General features: G+C 30.2%; 20 protein-coding genes. 13 read left to right on the forward strand and 7 right to left on the reverse strand.

The annotated features are described in order from the left end of the window. Positions 1 to 584 precede the first annotated feature (584 nt). The 7 genes from gyrA to dnaA form a co-directional block, all read right to left on the reverse strand. On the reverse strand, positions 585 to 3185 hold the full coding sequence (gyrA, locus tag KPL51_RS10860; protein ID WP_216160896.1) for a DNA gyrase subunit A: 2601 nt from the start codon (positions 3183 to 3185) through the stop codon (positions 585 to 587). A gap of 89 nt (positions 3186 to 3274) precedes the next feature. After that, complete coding sequence (gyrB, locus tag KPL51_RS10865; RefSeq protein WP_216160899.1) at positions 3275 to 5179, reverse strand: DNA topoisomerase (ATP-hydrolyzing) subunit B; 1905 nt, start codon at positions 5177 to 5179, stop codon at positions 3275 to 3277. A gap of 20 nt (positions 5180 to 5199) precedes the next feature. Further along, the gene (gene remB / locus KPL51_RS10870; protein ID WP_216146188.1) at positions 5200 to 5463 is read right to left on the reverse strand and encodes an extracellular matrix regulator RemB; all 264 of its coding nucleotides are present in this window, start codon (positions 5461 to 5463) and stop codon (positions 5200 to 5202) included. Between the two features lie 39 nt (positions 5464 to 5502). After that, entirely contained in the window at positions 5503 to 6594 is a 1092-nt protein-coding gene (gene recF, locus KPL51_RS10875) for a DNA replication/repair protein RecF (protein ID WP_216160904.1), read from the reverse strand. A gap of 142 nt (positions 6595 to 6736) precedes the next feature. Beyond that, positions 6737 to 6943 carry an RNA-binding S4 domain-containing protein gene (locus tag KPL51_RS10880; RefSeq protein WP_216160908.1) on the reverse strand — a complete coding sequence of 69 codons (207 nt, stop codon included), beginning with the start codon at positions 6941 to 6943 and terminating at the stop codon, positions 6737 to 6739. Positions 6944 to 6986: 43 nt separating this feature from the next. Beyond that, positions 6987 to 8096, reverse strand: coding sequence for a DNA polymerase III subunit beta (dnaN, locus tag KPL51_RS10885; protein WP_216160910.1), 1110 nt, complete (start codon positions 8094 to 8096; stop codon positions 6987 to 6989). 271 nt (positions 8097 to 8367) lie between these two features. Further along, positions 8368 to 9720, reverse strand: coding sequence for a chromosomal replication initiator protein DnaA (gene dnaA / locus KPL51_RS10890; protein ID WP_216160913.1), 1353 nt, complete (start codon positions 9718 to 9720; stop codon positions 8368 to 8370). A 543-nt stretch (positions 9721 to 10263) separates the two neighbouring features. On the opposite strand from dnaA, the gene rpmH reads away from it, so the two are divergent. The 13 genes from rpmH to KPL51_RS10955 all read left to right on the forward strand — a co-directional run bounded on the left by rpmH (position 10264) and on the right by KPL51_RS10955 (position 20111). Further along, positions 10264 to 10398, forward strand: coding sequence for a 50S ribosomal protein L34 (gene rpmH, locus KPL51_RS10895; protein ID WP_071614800.1), 135 nt, complete (start codon positions 10264 to 10266; stop codon positions 10396 to 10398). 64 nt (positions 10399 to 10462) lie between these two features. Further along, positions 10463 to 10831, forward strand: a complete 369-nt coding sequence (gene rnpA / locus KPL51_RS10900; protein ID WP_216161247.1) for a ribonuclease P protein component — start codon at positions 10463 to 10465, stop codon at positions 10829 to 10831. Next, positions 10794 to 11003: a membrane protein insertion efficiency factor YidD gene (yidD, locus tag KPL51_RS10905; RefSeq protein WP_216160918.1), complete on the forward strand. Its 210-nt coding sequence runs from the start codon at positions 10794 to 10796 to the stop codon at positions 11001 to 11003. Before rnpA ends, yidD begins: the two co-directional genes overlap by 38 nt. Positions 11004 to 11023: 20 nt before the next feature. After that, positions 11024 to 11707, forward strand: a complete 684-nt coding sequence (gene yidC, locus KPL51_RS10910) for a membrane protein insertase YidC (RefSeq protein ID WP_216160922.1) — start codon at positions 11024 to 11026, stop codon at positions 11705 to 11707. Positions 11708 to 11752: 45 nt separating this feature from the next. Then, positions 11753 to 12379 (forward strand): RNA-binding cell elongation regulator Jag/EloR, encoded by a 627-nt coding sequence (gene jag, locus KPL51_RS10915; protein ID WP_216160925.1) that lies wholly within the window; start codon positions 11753 to 11755, stop codon positions 12377 to 12379. A gap of 48 nt (positions 12380 to 12427) precedes the next feature. Beyond that, positions 12428 to 13804 (forward strand): tRNA uridine-5-carboxymethylaminomethyl(34) synthesis GTPase MnmE, encoded by a 1377-nt coding sequence (gene mnmE / locus KPL51_RS10920; RefSeq protein ID WP_216160928.1) that lies wholly within the window; start codon positions 12428 to 12430, stop codon positions 13802 to 13804. A gap of 8 nt (positions 13805 to 13812) precedes the next feature. Then, on the forward strand, positions 13813 to 15696 hold the full coding sequence (gene mnmG, locus KPL51_RS10925) for a tRNA uridine-5-carboxymethylaminomethyl(34) synthesis enzyme MnmG (RefSeq protein ID WP_216160931.1): 1884 nt from the start codon (positions 13813 to 13815) through the stop codon (positions 15694 to 15696). 42 nt (positions 15697 to 15738) lie between these two features. Then, on the forward strand, positions 15739 to 16458 hold the full coding sequence (gene rsmG / locus KPL51_RS10930) for a 16S rRNA (guanine(527)-N(7))-methyltransferase RsmG (protein ID WP_216160934.1): 720 nt from the start codon (positions 15739 to 15741) through the stop codon (positions 16456 to 16458). A 113-nt stretch (positions 16459 to 16571) separates the two neighbouring features. Beyond that, positions 16572 to 17351, forward strand: a complete 780-nt coding sequence (noc, locus tag KPL51_RS10935; RefSeq protein WP_216160937.1) for a nucleoid occlusion protein — start codon at positions 16572 to 16574, stop codon at positions 17349 to 17351. Positions 17352 to 17582: 231 nt separating this feature from the next. After that, entirely contained in the window at positions 17583 to 18359 is a 777-nt protein-coding gene (locus KPL51_RS10940) for a ParA family protein (RefSeq protein WP_216160940.1), read from the forward strand. Continuing rightward, on the forward strand, positions 18356 to 19207 hold the full coding sequence (locus KPL51_RS10945; RefSeq protein ID WP_216160943.1) for a ParB/RepB/Spo0J family partition protein: 852 nt from the start codon (positions 18356 to 18358) through the stop codon (positions 19205 to 19207). The genes KPL51_RS10940 and KPL51_RS10945 overlap by 4 nt, the downstream gene beginning before the upstream one ends. Positions 19208 to 19246: 39 nt before the next feature. Beyond that, complete coding sequence (locus KPL51_RS10950) at positions 19247 to 19750, forward strand: DUF4446 family protein (protein WP_216160947.1); 504 nt, start codon at positions 19247 to 19249, stop codon at positions 19748 to 19750. A gap of 103 nt (positions 19751 to 19853) precedes the next feature. Next, positions 19854 to 20111 (forward strand): YkuS family protein, encoded by a 258-nt coding sequence (locus KPL51_RS10955; protein ID WP_216160950.1) that lies wholly within the window; start codon positions 19854 to 19856, stop codon positions 20109 to 20111. Positions 20112 to 20136 lie beyond the last annotated feature (25 nt).

Consider the following 20136-nt stretch of genomic DNA (forward strand, 5'->3'; position numbering starts at 1 on the left):
GGCACGCCGCCAGCGTTCGTCCTGAGCCAGGATCAAACTCTCAATTTAAAAGTTTGCACTTTTTATTTGAAATGAATAATCTGAGACAACTATTAAGTTGTTACTCAAGCTCATTACATACTTTTTAGTCTTACGACTAAATTTACTTCTTTATCTAAAGTAATTAACTGGTCTAACGAAATATTATTTCGTTATTTTACCTATTTCTCTGTTTAATTTTCAAAGACCAACTTCATTTGTCATCATGTGACGACCTTTATAAGTTTACTATTTAATTCTTAAATTGTCAATATATTTTTCTACTTTTAAAATATTATTTTAAACTTAGAAATCTAATTGACTTTTAAAATTAAATCGCTTATTGTTTATCACTCGAAGCGACAAGGAGTATTGTATCAAATATATTCCTTGCTGTATTTCAACTAGTTCTATTTCTTAGTATATTAAACTCACTTTTCTAAAGATACCTTTCTTTTTCGCTGCTTTACTACTTGAGATACACTAGGTTCATTTTATTATAAATATAAAAAAAGTACTTATCTGAAATAACTTCAAATAAGCACTTTACATTTTAATCTTCTTTTTTAATCTTCTTCTTTATCATTTGTTTCATCTTCAATATCAATATTTATTTCATCCGTTGCTTCGCTATCTGTCTCTAAATCATTCTCTACACTAAGAGAATTTTCTTCAGTTGCTTCAATGTCTTCAGTGTCATCTTGTAGATCACCATTCAATTTACAAGCACCACCGTCTTCATTAATTTCATCATTACAATTTATTTTAGCTATAGCTACTATATTATCGCCTTCGCCATTCTTCATTAAAGTAACTCCCATAGTATTTCTACTTGTAGTTGATATTCCTGAGACATTTAATCTTATAACAACACCATTACTGTTTATAAGTATCATTTCATCTCCATCTTTTACTATTCTGGCACCTACAAGTTTTCCTGTTTTGTCTGATACCTTATAAGTTATTACTCCTTTACCACCTCTACGCTGAAGTGAGTATTGTGAAACTAAGGTTCTTTTTCCAAAGCCATTTTCACTTATAACTAAAAGTTCTTCTTCAGGTTTAACAATATTCATAGACACTACAATATCTTCTTTTCTCAAAGTTAAAGCTTTAACTCCAGTTGCAGTTCTTCCCATACCTCTTACATCTTTTTCACTAAATCTTATGGAATAACCATTTTTTGTAGCAAATAGCATTTCGCTATCTCCAGTACTTACAGCCACTCCGATTAGTTCATCATCTTCTCTTAAATTAATTGCAATTAAACCATTCTTCCTTATAGAAGAATATTTATCAAGTGATGTTTTCTTAATTAAACCATGTTTTGTTCCCATTATAAGATAATTATCCTCAGTAAATTCTTTAAGAGATATAACCGCTTGAATTTTATCATCGTTTGCCAGTGGTATAATATTTACTAAGTTTGTACCCTTAGCTGTTCTTCCACCTTCAGGAATTTCATATGCCTTTAATCTAAATGCTTTCCCTTTATTTGTGAATAGCAGTAGATTGTTATGAGTGGAGGTTATAAATATATGTTCTACAAAATCATCTTCTTTTGTAGTAACACCTTGTATTCCTCTCCCCCCCCTTTTTTGAGCACTATAAGTATCAGCTGGAAGTCTCTTTATATAACCTGCATGAGTTAGAGTTATTACAACATCTGTCTCTTGAATTAAATCTTCCTCATCTATGCTATATGGATTTTTTTCTATTGCTGTTCTTCTAGTATCACCATATTTATTTCTAATTTCTATAAGCTCATCTTTAATTATGTTAAGTAGTACCATTTCATCTGCTAAAATTCCTTGTAGATAATTAATGGTTTTCATTAATTCGTTATACTCATCTTCAATCTTATCTCTTTCAAGTCCTGTTAATCTTCCAAGTCTCATTTCAACAATGGCAGTAGCTTGTTTTTCTGATAGTTCAAACGCATTCATTAAACTTTCTTTAGCTTCACTGATGCTATTAGATGCTCTTATTAAGCGAATTACTTCATCAATGTGGTCTAGCGCTATTTTCATACCTTCTAAGATGTGAGCTTTAGCTAAAGCTTTATCTAGATCAAATTGAGTTCTTCTTCTTACTACATCCTTTTGATGATCTAAATAATATACTAAACACTGTTTTAAATTTAGTGTTTGTGGCTCTCCATTTACAAGTGCTATCATTATAACTCCAAAAGTATCTTGCATCCTAGTATGTTTAAATAGCCTATTTAACACTATATTAGAATTTGCATCTCTTTTCAGTTCTATAACAATTCTCATACCTTCTCTATCTGATTCATCTCGAAGGTCTGATATTCCATCTATTTTCTTATCTTTTACTAACTCTGCAATACCTTCTATAAGTCTTGCTTTATTAACTTGATAAGGTAATTCTGTTACTATTATTGAATTTCTGCCTTTATTTTCTTCTATGTCTGTTTTAGCCCTTACCAGAATTCTTCCTCTTCCTGTTTCATAAGCACTTTTAATTCCTGCTCTACCTAGAATAATTCCTGCTGTAGGAAAATCTGGACCTTTTACTTTTATCATTAGGTCACTTATAGTAACTTCTGAATCATCAATAAGCATTAACACTCCATCTATAACTTCAATTAAGTTATGTGGAGGTATATTGGTCGCCATACCTACTGCTATTCCTGTTGATCCATTAACTAAAAGATTAGGAAATCTTGATGGTAGCACTGATGGCTCTTTTTCTTCTCCATCAAAGTTAGGAATAAAATCTACTGTCTCTTTATTGATATCACGAAGCATCTGTGTTGTAATTTTACTCATTTTAGCTTCTGTATATCTCATTGCCGCTGCTCCGTCACCGTCTACAGATCCAAAATTTCCATGACCATCAACCAAAATACATCTTTGAGAAAAGTCTTGAGCCATTCTAACGAGTGCTCCATATACTGCAGTATCACCATGTGGGTGATACTTACCTAAAACGTCTCCAACAATTCTTGCACACTTTCTATATCCCTTTTCTGGGGTTAACCCTAGTTCATGCATAGAGAATAATATTCTTCTATGGACAGGTTTAAGCCCATCCCGTACATCCGGAAGCGCACGACTTACTATAACGCTCATAGCGTAATCTATATAGGATTTTTTCATTTCGTACCTTATATCAATAGGTAAAATTTTTCCCTGATTATTCATCTGTTACACCTCTTCAAACAAAATATTTTAACAACACCTGAAAAATAGTACAGTTATTCTCCATGTGTTACGGTAATTATACTAATCTACTATATATCTAAATTAAGCACTTTCTTAGCATTTTCTTGTATAAACTCGCGACGTGGTTCTACTTTGTCCCCCATAAGAATAGTAAATATTTCGTCGGCTGCCATTGCGTCCTCTACATGTACCTGAAGGAGAGTTCTCTCTTCAGGATTCATTGTTGTATCCCAAAGCTGGTCTGGATTCATTTCCCCAAGACCTTTGTATCTTTGTATATCAGTATTATTGTCTTTTCCCCCTACTTCCAAAAGTACCTTTTCAAGCTCTTTATCAGTATATACATATTGCTCTTTCTTACCTTTAGTAACCTTAAATAATGGAGGTTGAGCTACATATACGTGTCCTTCTTCTACTAATTCCTTCATGTACCTATAGAAGAAAGTCAATAATAATGTTCTAATATGTGCTCCATCTACGTCCGCATCTGTCATAATAATAATACGATCATATCTTATTTTTTTTACATCAAAATCTTTTCCTATACCTGCCCCAAATGCTGTTATCATAGCCCGAATTTCCAGTGATGCTAGCATCTTATCAATTCTTTGCTTTTCAACGTTCATTATTTTTCCTTTTAGAGGGAGTATAGCTTGGAATTTTCTATCTCTACCTTGCTTTGCAGATCCTCCAGCTGAGTCACCCTCGACAAGGTATATTTCGCATTCCATAGGATCTTTTGAAGCACAATCGGATAATTTTCCAGGAAGAGTAGTACTTTCAAGTATTGACTTACGCCTTGTAAGTTCTCTTGCTTTTTTAGCTGCATCGCGAGCTCTAGCTGCATTCAATGATTTGTCTATTATTTTTTTACCAAGCTCTGGACTTTCCTCTAGAACATTGCTCATAGCCTCACCAACTATACTATCAACAATTCCTCTTACTTCACTATTTCCAAGTTTAGTTTTTGTTTGACCTTCAAATTGAGGATCAGTAAGTTTTATAGATACTACTGCTGTAAGGCCTTCTCGTACATCCTCACCAGATAGATTTTTATCATTATCTTTTAAGAAACCAAATTTTTTAGCATAGTCGTTCACTATTCTTGTGAGCGCCGTCTTAAAGCCAACTAGGTGTGTTCCACCTTCTACTGTATCTATATTATTAGCAAAAGAAAATAAATTTTCTGTGTATGTATCATTGTATTGCAATGCTATTTCAACAATATATTCATCTTTACGTCCTTCAATATATATAGTATCGTGAATTTTTCCCTTATTTCTGTTTAGATAATCTACAAAAGATTTTATTCCACCTTCATATAAAAATTCTTGTTTTTTATCTTCGCGCTCGTCTGTAAGTGTTATTCTTATACCTTTATTTAAAAAAGCAAGTTCGCGAAGTCTCTGAGCTACTGTTTCATAATCAAAATCAATTTCCTCAAAAATTTCTGCATCAGGCATAAAGAAAATCTTTGTTCCATGTTCTTCTGTTGTACCAATCTTTTCAAGAGTACTAGTAGCTTTTCCCTTTGAGAAAGTTTGTTTCCATACGTCACCATCAACTTTAACTTCAACTTCACAAACTTCAGAAAGTGCATTAACTACAGATGCTCCAACTCCATGAAGACCACCTGATACTTTGTATGCTCCACCACCAAATTTTCCACCTGCATGAAGTACAGTCATTATAACCTCTACAGTAGGTATTTTCATTTTATGATGCATACCTACGGGCATACCACGACCATCATCTATAACAGTTATAGAATTATTGGGATGTATAAATACCTCGATATTCTTACAAAAACCTGCCATTGCCTCATCTATACTATTATCTACAATTTCATAAACTAAATGATGAAGCCCGCGAATACTAGTGCTTCCTATATACATACCAGGTCTTTTTCTTACTGCTTCTAATCCTTCAAGTACTTGTATTTGACTTTCGTCATAAACATTGTTTATATCCATGTATATCCTCCTAATCTAATCTACAGTTCATAATATACAGTTTCTGTTCTCTTACATAGTGTTTGCGATGATATTGGTGATAGATATATTTTGCTTTTTTTATCTACCTCAGCAATAACAAAAGACTTGGCAATATTCTTAGTTATCCGTTCTACAAATCCATCTTCTTCAGCCATTCTTAAAAATTGTATAGTGTCCGAGCTGTACATAGTAGTTTCCATGTCAAATATACCTATAATATCTTTTATAGGCACTACTACATTTTCTCCTAAATGTAAAAACATATAATATCCTCCTTAATAGCGCATTATACTTATTTATATCTATGTAATTTCTTTTAACTTGCCTGAGCTAACCTCAAAAATTTTATTTTCAGAACTTAGATATTTTCTTATTTCATTAATTCCAGTACAAGTAATTAATGTTTGAACATCTTTTATAGAGTTTAATATATATTCTTGCCTTTTTGTATCGAGTTCAGACAAAACATCATCAAGTAATAATACTGGGTATTCTCCAGTTAATTCTTTTATAATTGCTAGTGCTCCAAATTTAATGGTTAGAACTGAAGTTCTTTGCTGTCCTTGAGACCCAAAAGTTCTAACATCCATACCATTGATAGTTATGGAAAAGTCATCCCTATGTGGTCCTATTGATGTTGTTTTAGTTTCAATATCTCTTTTTCTGTTTTTACATAAAAGCAAGTACAAGTTTTGCTGTATATTATCTAATTCTTTAATAGGTGTTAGATACTTAATTTCTATGACTTCACTTTTAGATGTTATATCACTATGTATTACTTTACCTATTTTATTTAACTTTTCTATATAATTTATTCTGTCTTTTATAATAATTGCACCAAATTCACTAAGTTGTTTATCATACACATCTATAATATCGCTATTTGTATTCCATTTTTTTATAGCTAAATTTCTCTCATTTAAAATTTTCTTGTATTGGGTTAAGCTATAGTAATACCTACTGTTTAACTTACATAGCTCTATATCTAAAAATTTTCGTCTATATGAGGGAGAATCTTTAACAATATTTAAATCTTCTGGAGAAAACATTATTACATTGAAGCTTCCCACCAACTCAGAAAGTTTTTGAACTTTTATAGAGTTTATATTAACCCCTTTTCTACCCTCTTTGAAAATTTTTATTTCTATTTTTTTATCTAATCTGGTTTTACATACATAAAGCTTTATATATGCCTCTGTCCCATTCCAATTTATAAGTTCCTTATCTCTATTAGTTCTATGAGACTTAGCTAAACTACAATAATAAATTGCTTCTAAAATATTTGTTTTTCCTTGGGCATTATCTCCCACAAATACATTAGTACCTTTATTTAATTCTATTGTTAAATCACTAAAATTCCTAAAATTCAGAAGTTGTAAATATTTTACATGCATACAATCACCTATTACAATTATAGCATATATATATTAATTATATAATTTAATATGTATAAATAAAATAACATATTTTTTTATATTACAGACATAAATTGTACACCGGATAATATTTAAAAATTATCCGGTGCATTATATATTATCAGACTATTTTATAAGATTCTTTGTTAAACTCAATTATATCACCTTTAGTTAATTTCTTACCCCTTTGAGTTTCAATGATACCATTGAGCTTAATCTCTTCATTTTTGATATAATATTTTGCCTCTGTTCCTAAACAAGCTATTCCAGCCCATTTTAGGAAAGAATCTAATTTTATTATATCTGTTTCTATTTTTATTTCATTCATTTTAAAACCTTCTTTTCTGAAATATTATTATAAACACTTTTTTCTAATTATTTGTAGCTCTTATTCTTACTGGCAAAACCATATATGTGCAATTATCTTTTTCTTTATTTCTTACTACACAAGGATTAACACCACTAGAAAATTCCATAATAATCTCTTCTTCTTCCATTATTTTTAGCAGCTCAATCAGGTATTTTGAGTTAAATGCAATTTGAAGTGGCTCTCCTTGCAAAATTATATTTATTTCCTCTCTAGCCTTTCCCAATTGAGAATTCGATGTAATTATCAAATTATCTTCTTCAATATTAAATTTGACTAAATTAGTATTTCCCTCTTTTGCCATAAGAGAAGCCCTCTCTATACAACTTAATAATTCAGACCTTTTAGCTGTTATTTTTAAATTATATTCTTCTGGTATTATTGAATTATATTTTATAAATTCTCCTTCTAGTAATCTTGATATAACCTTTGTTTTCCCAATATTAAATAATATATGGTTTGCTGTGAAGGTTATATTTACTGGCTCGTCTGTTTCCTCTAATATTTTTGCTACTTCACTTAATGTTTTACCTGGAATTACAGCATTTATATTAGAATCGTTATCTACCGGTTCACTTCTAAATGCAACTCTATATCCGTCTAGTGCTACAAGATTAAGCTTTTTATCTTTTATTTCGAATAAAACACCTGTAAGTATTGGTCTAGTTTCATCTTGAGCAACTGCAAAAATAGTACCTTTCATCATATTTTTTAATACCTTCTGAGAAATTGAAAAAATCATATTTTCTATTATATTGGGTAGACTAGGATAGTCATCAGCATTCATATGTATTATAGTCGCATATGATTTTTGGCAAACTATTTTAATAGAGTTATTATCCTCAGAAGTTATCTCTATTGCACTGTTGGGTAATTTTCTTATTATTTCACCAAAAAGTTTAGAATCTAAAACTACACTTCCATCTTCCATAACATCTGCATTAATCTTAGCTTCAATACTTAAATCAATATCAGATCCTATAAGTGTTACTACACTATTTTTCGCGATTAACAAGATACCTTGTAATACAGGCATAGTTGATTTACCAGTAATAGCTTTTTGAACATTTGAAATAGCTTCTTGTAATATATTTTTTTCACATATAAATTTCATTTAAAAACGACCTCCTTATCCACATGGGGAATTAGTTAAAGATAGGTAAGATAATAATCTAAAAATAGTAGTAATAGTAGTAGGGGCTGTTGATATGTTAAAAACCTATCGCGGGCTTTAAGCTGCAACAATCATTGGTAAAAGTAATTGTGGATAAGTATGCAAAAAAAAATCATAGTTATCCACAATATCAACAGCTGTGCTTTATGTATTATTTTATACACAGGACTATATATAAATAGTATCAACACTTGTTAGTAAAAGGAATATATTATTTTTGACTTATTTTTTTAGTTAGTTCAGCCACATTATCTTGTAGATTTTCATCTTCTTTAAGACCATTAGATATCTTCTCACATGCGTGTATTACTGTTGTATGATCCCTACCGCCAAATTCTTCACCTATTTTTGGTAGAGACATATCTGTTAGCTTTCGGCATAAATACATTGCAATTTGTCTTGGAAAGGTTATGTTTCTAGTACGCCTTGAAGATTTGAAATCTTCGACTTTTAAATTAAAATAGCTAGAAACTATATCTTGTATTAGTTCAATAGTTACTTGCTTTGAATTTCTACTTGAAATAATATCTTTAAGTGCTTCAGAAGCTAAATCTATACCAATCTCTTTATTAGTTAGAGATGAAAAAGCTACTATTCTTATAAGAGCACCTTCTAGTTCTCTTATATTAGATTTTATTTTAGTCGCAATATAAACTAATACATCATTTGGAATATTTAAATTTTCTACATCGGCTTTCTTCTTTAAAATAGCAATTCTAGTTTCAAAATCCGGTGGTTGTATATCAGCTATAAGACCCCATTCAAATCTAGAACGTAATCGATCTTCTAAAGTAGGTATTTCCTTAGGTGGCCTATCACTAGATAAAATAATTTGTTTGTTTGCTTCATGTAGATCATTAAATGTATGGAAGAACTCTTCTTGTGTACGTTCTTTACCAGCAATAAATTGAATATCATCAATTAGGAGTACATCTACATTTCTATACTTGTTTCTAAATTCTACGTTTTTGTCATCTTTAATAGAATTAATAAGTTCGTTTGTGAACTTTTCTGAAGAAACGTAAACAACTTTAGATTTTGGGTTATTTGATAATATATAATGACCAATGGCATGCATCAAATGTGTTTTTCCAAGACCAACCCCTCCATAAATGAATAGTGGGTTATAGGCCTTTGCAGGTGATTCGGCTACAGCAAGGGACGCGGCATGAGCAAACCTATTACTATTACCAATGACAAAAGAGTCAAAGGTATACTTTGGGTTTAGTGTTGCAGACATCTCATCATTAACTATTAGGTTATTTCTTTCAGATTCCCTTTTCGCTTTAGGTGTTTCAATTTCTGCGACTTCCTCAGATAATATAAAGAATTCAATTTTATATGTTTTAGAAGTAACTAATTTAACAGCATTCATTATTAAATCCTTATATCTATTTTCAAGAATGTCTTTGGTAAAATTATTAGGAACACCTAATTTAAAATTATTATTATCTAAGGCCATAGGTTCTATACTTTTAATCCAAGTATTAAAACTAACTTCTGTAAGTTCGCCTTTTATTATGTTTAAGGTTTTTTCCCAGATATCTTTAATTTGGGTGCTCATTTTCTACCCTCCAGTTCAAATAAAAAAAATATTTTATGTAAAAACAAACAATGTATAAACAGAGTTATAAACAATAAATAAATACATCATAGGTTGTTGATAAATAGCTTTAAAAATATTCACATGTTAATAACTATGTTAACAGTTTTTATATGGTTTTAGTTATTAACAGTTACAAAAAAAAAGTATTAACATATTAAATTTGTAATAAATCTACTGACGTAGCTAAAAATAGATAAGTAAAAAGCAGTTTTGTACAATATTATAGTAGTTATTCACAATTTTGTCCACAAGTTGTGAATAACTTTATGTATAACTAGGTTATTAACAGTTCTATCTTATATAATATCAAAAAATAACAAGGTGTTCAAGAAGTTATCCACAAATAATCATATAAATATTTTAAATATCAACAATACGAATAAAAATGGTTATCTTGACATTATGCGATAGTGAATATATAATACAATAGTAAAACCATAAATATGCGATTGTAAGATGATTGATATAATTTAAGGTTTAAAAAAAGGGGGTGTAGTAGATATGTTCATGACTTACCAGCCTAAAAAAAGACAAAGAAAAAAAGAACACGGATTCAGAAAGAGAATGAAAACCGCTTCTGGAAGAAACATTCTTCAAAAAAGAAGACAAAAAGGTAGAAAAAGATTGACAGCATAAAGGCCGCTAATGTGGCCTTTTTCTGCAATTTGCGGAAACGAGGGCGGCTAATATGAAAATTGATGTGAAGAAATATAGGATTAGAAAGAATACTGAATTTAGAACAGTATATAGAAGAGGAAAATCTTTTTCTAACTTATTATTAGTGTTGTATATCTATAGAAATGGAAAAGATATTAATAGATGTGGAATATCAGTAAGTAAAAAGGTAGGAAAAAGTGTAACTCGAAGTAGAGTTAAAAGACTAATTGGCGAAAGCTATAGGCTCAACAATGAGGGATTAAAGATAGGATATGACTTGGTGTTTATTGCAAGGAATCCTTCTAATGGTAAGAATTATAAAGAAATAGAAAATGCTTTGAAGAATTTGCTTAAAAAGGCAGGTTTGATTAATAATGAAAAAAATACTTATACTGGGCATAAAGAGTTATAGGAAATATATATCACCTCTTAAGAGGCCTTGTTGTATATTTTATCCAACATGTTCTCAGTATACTTTAGAAGCTATTGAAAAGTATGGAGCAATTAAAGGATCTATCATGGGAATAAAAAGAATATTGAGATGTCATCCTTACAATAAGGGCGGCTTTGATCCGGTTAAATAACCATTTGGGAGGTTTTATTTTTGTATTCGAAATTACAGTTTTTAATTTCGCCGCTTCAAAAGTTCTTTTACTTTATACATAGTGGCATTCATACAGTTATACCAATTGAAAATATATCATTTGGACTAGCGATAATTGTGTTTACAATTATAATAAGGATATTATTGCTACCTTTAAGTATTAAACAAACTAAATCAACGGCTAAAATGGGCGCAATTCAACCAGAAATGAAGAAAGTGCAAGAAAAATATAAAAAAGATCCACAAAAATCTCAGCAAGAAGTAATGAAGCTTTATAAAGAAAATGGAGTAAATCCAATGGGCGGGTGTTTGCCAATGCTTGTTCAGATGCCTATTCTATTTGCACTCTTTGCTGTGTTTAACACGTTAAATATGAAGGGCGCTGGATTCTTATGGATGCCAGATTTAACATTGCCTGATCCATATTATATATTACCAATATTGTCTACCGTTACAACGTATTTTTCATCAAAGCTTATGCAACCACCAGGTGGCGGTGCTCAATCTAAACAAACTTCAACAATGAACACTGGAATGGCTATTTTCATGGGATTTATGAGTCTTAAATTCAAAGGTGCATTGGTATTATATTGGGTAATAAACAACGTATTACAAGTAATCCAAACTTTAGTTATAAATAAAATGGAACTAGGGAATACTGGAGTTGTAAAAAAACAGATTTAACACAATTGCCTAATTTTATATTGAGAAAGGCGGGTGTCTTACTGTATGAAGATTATAGAAATCATGGGGAAGAATGTAGAAGATGCAATCAATAATGCATTGAAGGAATTAAAAGTTACAAGAGATAAAGTAAAAATTGAAACCTTAGACGAAGGTAGTAAAGGGTTTTTAAATATTATAGGGGTAAAACCTGCAAAAGTTAGAGTTACAGTTAAAAGAGATAGTTCATATGAAGCTAAAAATTTTCTAATGGAAGTATTGCAGTCTATGAGTATGAAAGCTGAAGTAAAACTAAAAGATGAAAATAATGAAATTAGGATTGATTTAATTGGACCTAATATGGGACTATTAATAGGATATAGAGGTGAGACACTAGACTCCCTTCAATACCTTGTAAGTTTAGTTGTAAACAAAAATCATGATGAAGAGTATAAAAGAGTAATATTAGATACTGAGAATTATAGGGCAAAAAGAGAAGAAACGTTAAAAAGACTTGCATCAAAAATTGCCTATAAGGTAAGGGTTAGTGGTAGAGTATTAAAACTTGAACCAATGAACCCATATGAAAGAAGAATAATACACTCTACACTTCAAAATGATTCATATGTTTATACCTTTAGTGAAGGTGAAGAGCCCTATAGAAGAGTTGTAGTTGATTTAAAGAAAGCCTAAGGGCTTTCTTTTTAAATTCACAAAACTAAAATTAGGAGGTAACATTTAATGAAAGAATTTGATACTATAGCTGCAATAGCAACTAGTATAGGGGAAAGTGGTATATCTATAATTAGAGTATCTGGAGATAAGTCTAAAGATATAGTAGACAGTATATTTATAGGTAAAAACAATAGAAAACTTAATGATTTTAAAACTTATACCATGAAATATGGTCATATTATTGATAAAAAGGGTATTAAACTTGATGAAGTTATTATTTCCTATATGAAGGGTCCTAAAAGTTTTACGGCAGAGGATACTATTGAGATAAATTGTCATGGCGGGGTAATTGGAACTAATAGAATTCTGCAAGAAGTTATCAGGGCAGGAGCAAGAATGGCAGCACCAGGAGAATTTACTAAAAGAGCATTTTTAAATGGCAGGATTGACTTAAGTGAGGCTGAGGCGGTTATGGATATAATAACAGCAAAGACAGAGCTTAGTATGAAGTCTGCCCTTATGCAATCAGAAGGTTCGATTTCCAGGGAAATAAAGAAAATAAGAAATAAATTACTTAATGTAATTGCACATATAGAAGTTACTGTTGATTACCCTGAAGAGGATATTGAAGAAGTAACAGCGGGAGAAGTTAAAGATGACGTTACCTCAATAATAGGAGAGATAGATTTATTACTCAGTACAGCGGATGAAGGTAAAATTCTAAGAGAAGGCTTAAGTACTGTGATAGTTGGAAAACCTAATGTAGGAAAGTCTTCACTTCTTAATGCTCTTGTTAAAGAAAAAAGAGCTATAGTTACAGACGTACCTGGCACAACAAGGGATGCCATAGAAGAATATATAAGTATAGAAGGTATACCAGTTAAAATAGTAGATACTGCGGGCATAAGGGAAACCGAAGATATTGTTGAGAAAATAGGAGTAGAAACATCAAAACAAAAGATAGATGAGGCTGATTTAGTCATATTGATATTAGACTGGAGCAATAAGCTAAGTAAGGAAGATATGGAAATCATTAAATATATTAAAGAAAAAAAATATATTGTATTGTTAAATAAAAGTGATTTAGGTGGTAAAATAGAGAGAGAAGAATTACAAAGTTTAAAATCAAAATATATAACTAATATATCAATTAAAACCGGTGAAGGATTAAATAAAGTTAAAGAACAAATTAAAGATTTATTTTTTAAAGGTGAAATTAAAACTGAAGGAGTATTTGTTACAAATAATAGACATAAGGAAGCTTTAATAAGAGCAAAAGAAAACTTAGAATCATCACTAAATGCAATAGAATATACATCAGCTATAGATTTGGCTTCCATTGATATAAGGAATGCATGGACTGATTTAGGTGATATTACTGGAGAGGCTTTAGACGAAGATATTATACATAAGATATTTTCAGAATTTTGTTTGGGAAAGTAGGGATAAATATGAAATATTTGGCAGGAAATTTCGATGTTGTAGTTATTGGAGCTGGTCACGCGGGTTGCGAGGCAGCGCTTGCAGCTGCAAGAATAGGATGCAAGACTTTAGTTTGTGCTATAAATTTAGATAGTGTGGCTTTGATGCCATGTAACCCTAATGTTGGTGGAACTGCTAAAGGTCATTTAGTAAGGGAAATAGATGCTCTTGGTGGTGAAATGGGAGTGAATATTGATAATACATATATACAATCAAGAATGCTAAACACGTCCAAAGGACCAGCTGTTTTTTCATTAAGAGCTCAAGCGGATAAAAAAGCATATGGCGCAAGAATGAAGAATGTAATAGAAACACAAGAAAATTTGGTGTTAAGACAATTGGAAGTAGTATCCATAGATGTGACTGATGGAAAAATCAATGGAGTTCTTACAAAAAATGGTGCATACTTTAAAACAAAGGCTGTTATTATAGCTTCTGGAGTATATTTAAAATCTAAGGTTATAATTGGAGATCAAAGTTATAATGAAGGTCCAAGCGGATTACTTCCAGCTAATGAACTTTCTAAGTCATTAATTGAAATTGGGATAGACTTAAGGCGATTTAAAACAGGGACTCCAGCTAGAATAAATAGAGGATCAGTGGACTTTTCTAAAATGGAAGAGCAATGCGGCGACACTGAAGTAGTGCCATTTTCATTTATTAGTGGAGATATACGTCGTAATCAACTTTCCTGTTATCTAACTTATACAAATGAAAATACCCATAATGTAATTAGGAAAAATATTCATAGATCTCCACTATATAATGGATCCATCAAAAGTATAGGACCAAGATATTGCCCATCTATTGAAGATAAGGTAATGAGGTTCGCAGATAAGGAACGGCATCAAATATTCATTGAACCGGAAGGTGAGAATACCCAGGAGATGTATGTACAAGGCATGTCTAGCTCACTTCCTGAGGAAATTCAGGTGGAAATGTTAAAAACAGTTCCTGGACTTGAAAATGTAGAAATTATGAGAACCGCATATGCTATAGAATATGATTGCATAGATTCAACAGATTTAAAACTTTCCTTGGAGTTTAAAAATATTGGAGGGTTATTCTCAGCGGGTCAAATAAATGGTAGTTCAGGATATGAAGAAGCGGCAGCGCAAGGTCTTATTGCAGGGATTAATGCTGCACTTAGTATTCAAAATAAGGATCCCTTAATATTAAAAAGATCCGATGGATATATAGGAGTTTTAATTGATGATTTAGTTACTAAAGGCACTAATGAACCCTATAGGATGATGACTTCAAGAGCAGAGTATAGATTGTTATTAAGACAAGATAATGCTGATTTAAGACTTACTGAAATTGGACATAGTGTAGGCCTTGTTAAAGAACATAGATATGAAATATTTTGTAAAAAGAAAGAGCAACTAGAAGAAGAAATTGAAAGAATAAAGCATTTACAAATTACAAATAAAAAAGATATTGAGGAATTCTTAATTTCTTGTGATTCTACACCACTTAAAAAACCTATTAGTTTATATGAGCTTATAAAAAGACCTGAACTTGATTATTATAAAGTTGAAAAACTTGATAAAGATAGACCTAAATTAAATAAATATATTGAGCAGCAAGTTAATATTATGTCAAAATATGAAGGATATATCCAGAAGCAATTAGATCAAATTCACCAATTTAAAAAGTTTGAAAACAAAATCATATCAAAAGAAATAATTTATGAAAATATAAAAGGTTTAAGGATTGAGGCTATGCAAAAACTAGGTAAAATTAGACCAATTAGCATAGGTCAAGCTTCTAGAATATCAGGAGTATCACCTGCAGATATGACAGTTTTAATGATATATATTGAACAGCAGAATAGATTAAGAGATAATTAAGATGATTATTTAATAAAATATAATAAAACCTAGAGGTGAAAGATGAAATACTTTGACATATTGAACCAGGCTAGTAGAAATGAAGGCCTAGAATTTAACGAAAAAAAGTATGAGCAATTTATGAAATATAAAGACCTTATAAAAGAATGGAATGAAAAAGTAAATTTAACTGCTATAAAAGAAGACGAAGAAATAATAAAAAAACATTTTATTGATTCTATGAAAGTTTTTAAGTTTCAAGGACTAAAAAATGCAAAAACGGTTATAGACATAGGAACTGGTGGAGGATTTCCAGGTATCCCTATGAAAATAATTAAACCTGAAATAAATATAGTTTTATTAGATTCATTGAATAAGAGAATTAATTTTTTAAATGAAGTAATTTTAAATCTTCAATTAGAAAAAATTAAAGCTATTCATGGTAGGGCAGAAGATTTTGCACAAGATAGGCAATATAGAGAGAAGTTTGATGTAGCTGTATCTCGAGCTGTTGCTAATTTAACAGTACTTAGTGAATATTGTTTACCTTATGTAAAGGTGGGTGGATATTTTGTTGCAATGAAAGGTCCTGCAGTTGAAGAAGAGATTAAGGCTTCAAAAAATGCAATTAGAATGCTAGGTGGACGTATAGAACATATTGAGAAGGTACAAATTGAAGACAGTGATTTAGACCATAATTTAGTAATAATAAGTAAAATTTCAGGGACACATAAGAAATATCCCAGAAAAGCAGGGATGGTTGCCAAAAGTCCTTTAGTGTAAAATTTCAACTATAAATGGAATAATTTGTTGTACGAAAAATATAAAAAAAAGAAGGAAATAAGATAAAAACAGAGAATTGTTAATAAAAGGAAAAATTTAAGGGATGGTATATTATGCAAAATGATGTAAAATATGTGTCTATAGAATTAATATCTCCAAATGTTTATCAACCTAGAAAGCATTTTAATGAAGAAACTATTGAAGAACTTTCTCAGTCAATAAAAGCTTATGGTATAATCCAGCCCCTAACAGTTAGAAAAAGCGGGGAGAGTAGATATGAATTAGTAGCAGGAGAAAGAAGATTAAGAGCCGCAAAAAAAATAGGACTCCAGCAGGTTCCAGTAATTATTATAGATATTACAGATAAAGACTCCGCAGCAATTGCACTACTTGAAAATCTACAAAGAGAAGATTTGAATTTTTTGGAAGAAGCCTCAGCTTACTATAATCTTATTCAGGATCATTCTTACACACAGGAAAAATTAGCACAAATAATAGGAAAAAAACAATCAACTATTGCTAATAAATTAAGATTGCTAAAATTGGATAAAGAGATTGCAAATGTTTTGATAGAGAACAAGCTTACGGAGAGACATGCTAGAGCACTATTAAAATTAACAGATATAAACCTTCAAGGAAAGGTACTTAAAATAATCGTTGATAGATCACTTAATGTTAAAAATACAGAAGATCTTATTGAAAAAGAATTATTGAAGTTATGTAGAGATGAAGTAGCTGTAGATGGGAAGAAAAAAATAAAAGGCATTTTTGCACCTAGAGTTTACATAAATACTATAAAACAAGTTTTTGATAAGTATGGCATAAATGCAGAATATAAATCTAGAGAATTAGAAGATAGTATAGAAGTAACAATAAGAATACCTAAAAAATAGAAAAGAAACAGAATGTTTCACGTGAAACATTCTGTTTCTTTTTATTTTTTTTCAAAAAATGAAGAAAATACTATTAAAATATTTAACATATCTATATAATAAGCTATATAGTAAAATTAGTTAGGCATATTTAAATAATTAATAAGTATATGTATTAGCATATTTGAGTTGTTATTTATTTTTATGTACCTTATGTAAAGGTGAATAATATTATGAAGGGTAGGTGTAGTCATGAAAACCATATGTATTTTTAATCAAAAAGGGGGCGTAGGTAAAACTACTACTAACATAAACCTATGTTCCTATTTAGCTATGCAAGGTAAAAAAATTCTAACGATAGATATTGATCCTCAAGGAAATACTACAAGTGGCTTAGGATTTGATAAGAAAAAAATAAAACTATCTATATATGATTTATTAACATCAGATATTTCCATTAGGGATACTATAAAAGAATGCGAATTAGTAAACAATTTGTACATAGTACCATCTAAAATGGAACTGGCAGGCGCAGAAGTAGAATTGATTAGTAGAAGTAATCGTGAAAATATACTAAAGGAAAAGCTTAAAGAAATAGAAGGAGAATTTGATTATGTTTTCATAGATTGTCCTCCGTCACTTGGAATTTTGACTATAAATGCACTTACGGCTGCGAGTAGTGTACTTACTCCTATTCAATGTGAATTTTATGCTTTGGAAGGTGTAGGACAATTAGTGAATACTATTCAATTAGTTAAAAAGTCTTTAAATAAAGAATTACAAATTGAGGGCGTAATTTTGAGTATGTATGACAATAGAACAAAATTATGTAATGAGGTTGTATCAGAAGTTAAAAAATATTTTAACGATAAAGTATATAAAATTACAATACCTAGGAATATAAGACTGGCTGAGGCTCCGAGTTTTGGATTACCCATTATGTTGTATGATGATAAATGTAAAGGTTCAGAAGCTTACGAAGCATTGGCAAATGAGTTTTTAGATAGACAAGGGAGGGATATATTTTGAATAAGAAGTTTGGGCTAGGTAGAGGACTTGGAGCTTTAATACCTGAGGAAGAAATTACAGAGGAAAGTTCAATGGTTCTTAAAATATCTATGAATTTGATTAAAGCTAATATTGATCAGCCAAGGAAAAGCTTTGATCCTGAAAGAATATCAGAACTTGCGCAATCAATAAAGGAACATGGGGTTATTCAACCTATTATAGTAAATAAGGAAGCAGATGATACTTACACGGTTGTAGCCGGTGAAAGGAGATTTAGAGCAGCTAAAAGTATTGGACTTTCAGAAATGCCTGCAATTATAATGAACATAGATGATAAGGAAGTATTGGAAATATCATTAATAGAAAATATTCAAAGAGAAGATTTAAACCCTATTGAAGAAGCGATAGCTTACAAAAAACTATTAGTGGATTTTAATCTTACTCAGGAAGAAATTAGTAAGAAGGTTTGTAAATCAAGAACAGCTATAGCAAATTGTATGAGATTATTAAATTTAGATGAAAGAGTTCAAGATTACATAATAGATGGTGTGATTTCAGAGGGTCATGGAAGGGCAATACTAGGGCTCGTCGATAAGGAAATCCAATATGGAATTGCTCAAATGGTTATTGATGAGAATCTAAATGTGAGAGAAACAGAGAGATTGGTAAAGAACTTTGAAAATGAAAAAAAAGAAAAAGTAGCTAAAACTCAATGTAATATATATTATAAAGATATAATGAGTAAATTAGAAAACCGTTTTGGTACTAAAGTTCTCATAAATTGTAAAAACAAAGAAAAGGGTAAAATAGAAATCGAGTATTATTCGGAAGAGGATTTTGAAAGGATTTTGGAAATTTTAAACATGTAATGTTTCACGTGAAACATAATGGAGAGGATGTAATTATAAATGCAAAGTATATTTAATTTTATAAACAGTGCACAGTTATATATAACAATAGCACTTATGGTAATTGTAATGATTTTAATCATAATAATTATAATGACGTATTCATCTTTAAATAAATTAGAGAGAAAATATAGAAAATTAATGAGAGGCGTAAACAATAAAAATTTAGAGGATATGGTTGTAGCTTATTTGGATAAAATTGATGGTGTTAAAGAAGAAAATGATATTATGAAGCAAATGTATGAGCAAATAAATGCTGAACTAAAAACCTGTGTTCAAAAGACCTCAATGGTAAGATATAGGGCTTTCGAAGATGTTGGAAGTGATTTAAGTTTCTCTATAGCATTTTTAGATGGCAACAATAATGGTGCTATATTAACAAGTATTTATAGTAGAAATGAGAGTACAACTTATGCTAAACCAATAGATAAAGGAATGTCTAGGTATGAATTATCTGAGGAAGAAAATAAGGTTTTACAAGGAGCTATAAATTTCGGAAATTAAATGAAATACACTTTTAGGTAATCAAAAAAATTATAAAAATAAATTTGAAAAATTATGATAAAAAAATCTCGTTGGGGAACACTAAAAACAAAGGAGTTTTTTTATGGTAATATGTATTTCACAAGAACTTAACTATTTACAAGAACAATTAGTTAAAAGGGGATATACAGTTATAAATAATAGAGATAATAATACCAATTGTGATGTAATAATATGTGATCTTAAAGATGGTGGACTTATGAATCTAAATATGCAAAATAATATAAGAAGAGAAGGAACCCTGATTATTGATAGTGGAAGCAGGACTATTGATGAAATAGAATATATACTTTGTAATAGAGTATATAGTTTAATATTTTAAAAAAACAACAAGCTTATAATCTTGT

It is taken from the genome of Clostridium bowmanii (assembly GCF_018861315.1).
GTDB classification, from domain to species: Bacteria; Bacillota; Clostridia; order Clostridiales; family Clostridiaceae; genus Clostridium_AD; species Clostridium_AD bowmanii.

What these genes read in the sequence shown, in the direction of transcription:
- yidD (WP_216160918.1), top strand. Translation starts at nt 10,794, where the DNA reads ATGAAAAAAATACTTATACTGGGCATAAAGAGTTATAGGAAATATATA.
- noc (WP_216160937.1), top strand. Translation starts at nt 16,572, where the DNA reads ATGCAAAATGATGTAAAATATGTGTCTATAGAATTAATATCTCCAAAT.
- gyrA (WP_216160896.1), bottom strand. Translation starts at nt 3,185, where the DNA reads ATGAATAATCAGGGAAAAATTTTACCTATTGATATAAGGTACGAAATG.
- jag (WP_216160925.1), top strand. Translation starts at nt 11,753, where the DNA reads ATGAAGATTATAGAAATCATGGGGAAGAATGTAGAAGATGCAATCAAT.
- recF (WP_216160904.1), bottom strand. Translation starts at nt 6,594, where the DNA reads ATGCATGTAAAATATTTACAACTTCTGAATTTTAGGAATTTTAGTGAT.
- KPL51_RS10880 (WP_216160908.1), bottom strand. Translation starts at nt 6,943, where the DNA reads ATGAATGAAATAAAAATAGAAACAGATATAATAAAATTAGATTCTTTC.
- mnmE (WP_216160928.1), top strand. Translation starts at nt 12,428, where the DNA reads ATGAAAGAATTTGATACTATAGCTGCAATAGCAACTAGTATAGGGGAA.
- rsmG (WP_216160934.1), top strand. Translation starts at nt 15,739, where the DNA reads ATGAAATACTTTGACATATTGAACCAGGCTAGTAGAAATGAAGGCCTA.
- gyrB (WP_216160899.1), bottom strand. Translation starts at nt 5,179, where the DNA reads ATGGATATAAACAATGTTTATGACGAAAGTCAAATACAAGTACTTGAA.
- KPL51_RS10955 (WP_216160950.1), top strand. Translation starts at nt 19,854, where the DNA reads ATGGTAATATGTATTTCACAAGAACTTAACTATTTACAAGAACAATTA.
- dnaA (WP_216160913.1), bottom strand. Translation starts at nt 9,720, where the DNA reads ATGAGCACCCAAATTAAAGATATCTGGGAAAAAACCTTAAACATAATA.
- KPL51_RS10940 (WP_216160940.1), top strand. Translation starts at nt 17,583, where the DNA reads ATGAAAACCATATGTATTTTTAATCAAAAAGGGGGCGTAGGTAAAACT.
- rpmH (WP_071614800.1), top strand. Translation starts at nt 10,264, where the DNA reads ATGTTCATGACTTACCAGCCTAAAAAAAGACAAAGAAAAAAAGAACAC.
- dnaN (WP_216160910.1), bottom strand. Translation starts at nt 8,096, where the DNA reads ATGAAATTTATATGTGAAAAAAATATATTACAAGAAGCTATTTCAAAT.
- KPL51_RS10950 (WP_216160947.1), top strand. Translation starts at nt 19,247, where the DNA reads ATGCAAAGTATATTTAATTTTATAAACAGTGCACAGTTATATATAACA.
- mnmG (WP_216160931.1), top strand. Translation starts at nt 13,813, where the DNA reads ATGAAATATTTGGCAGGAAATTTCGATGTTGTAGTTATTGGAGCTGGT.
- remB (WP_216146188.1), bottom strand. Translation starts at nt 5,463, where the DNA reads ATGTTTTTACATTTAGGAGAAAATGTAGTAGTGCCTATAAAAGATATT.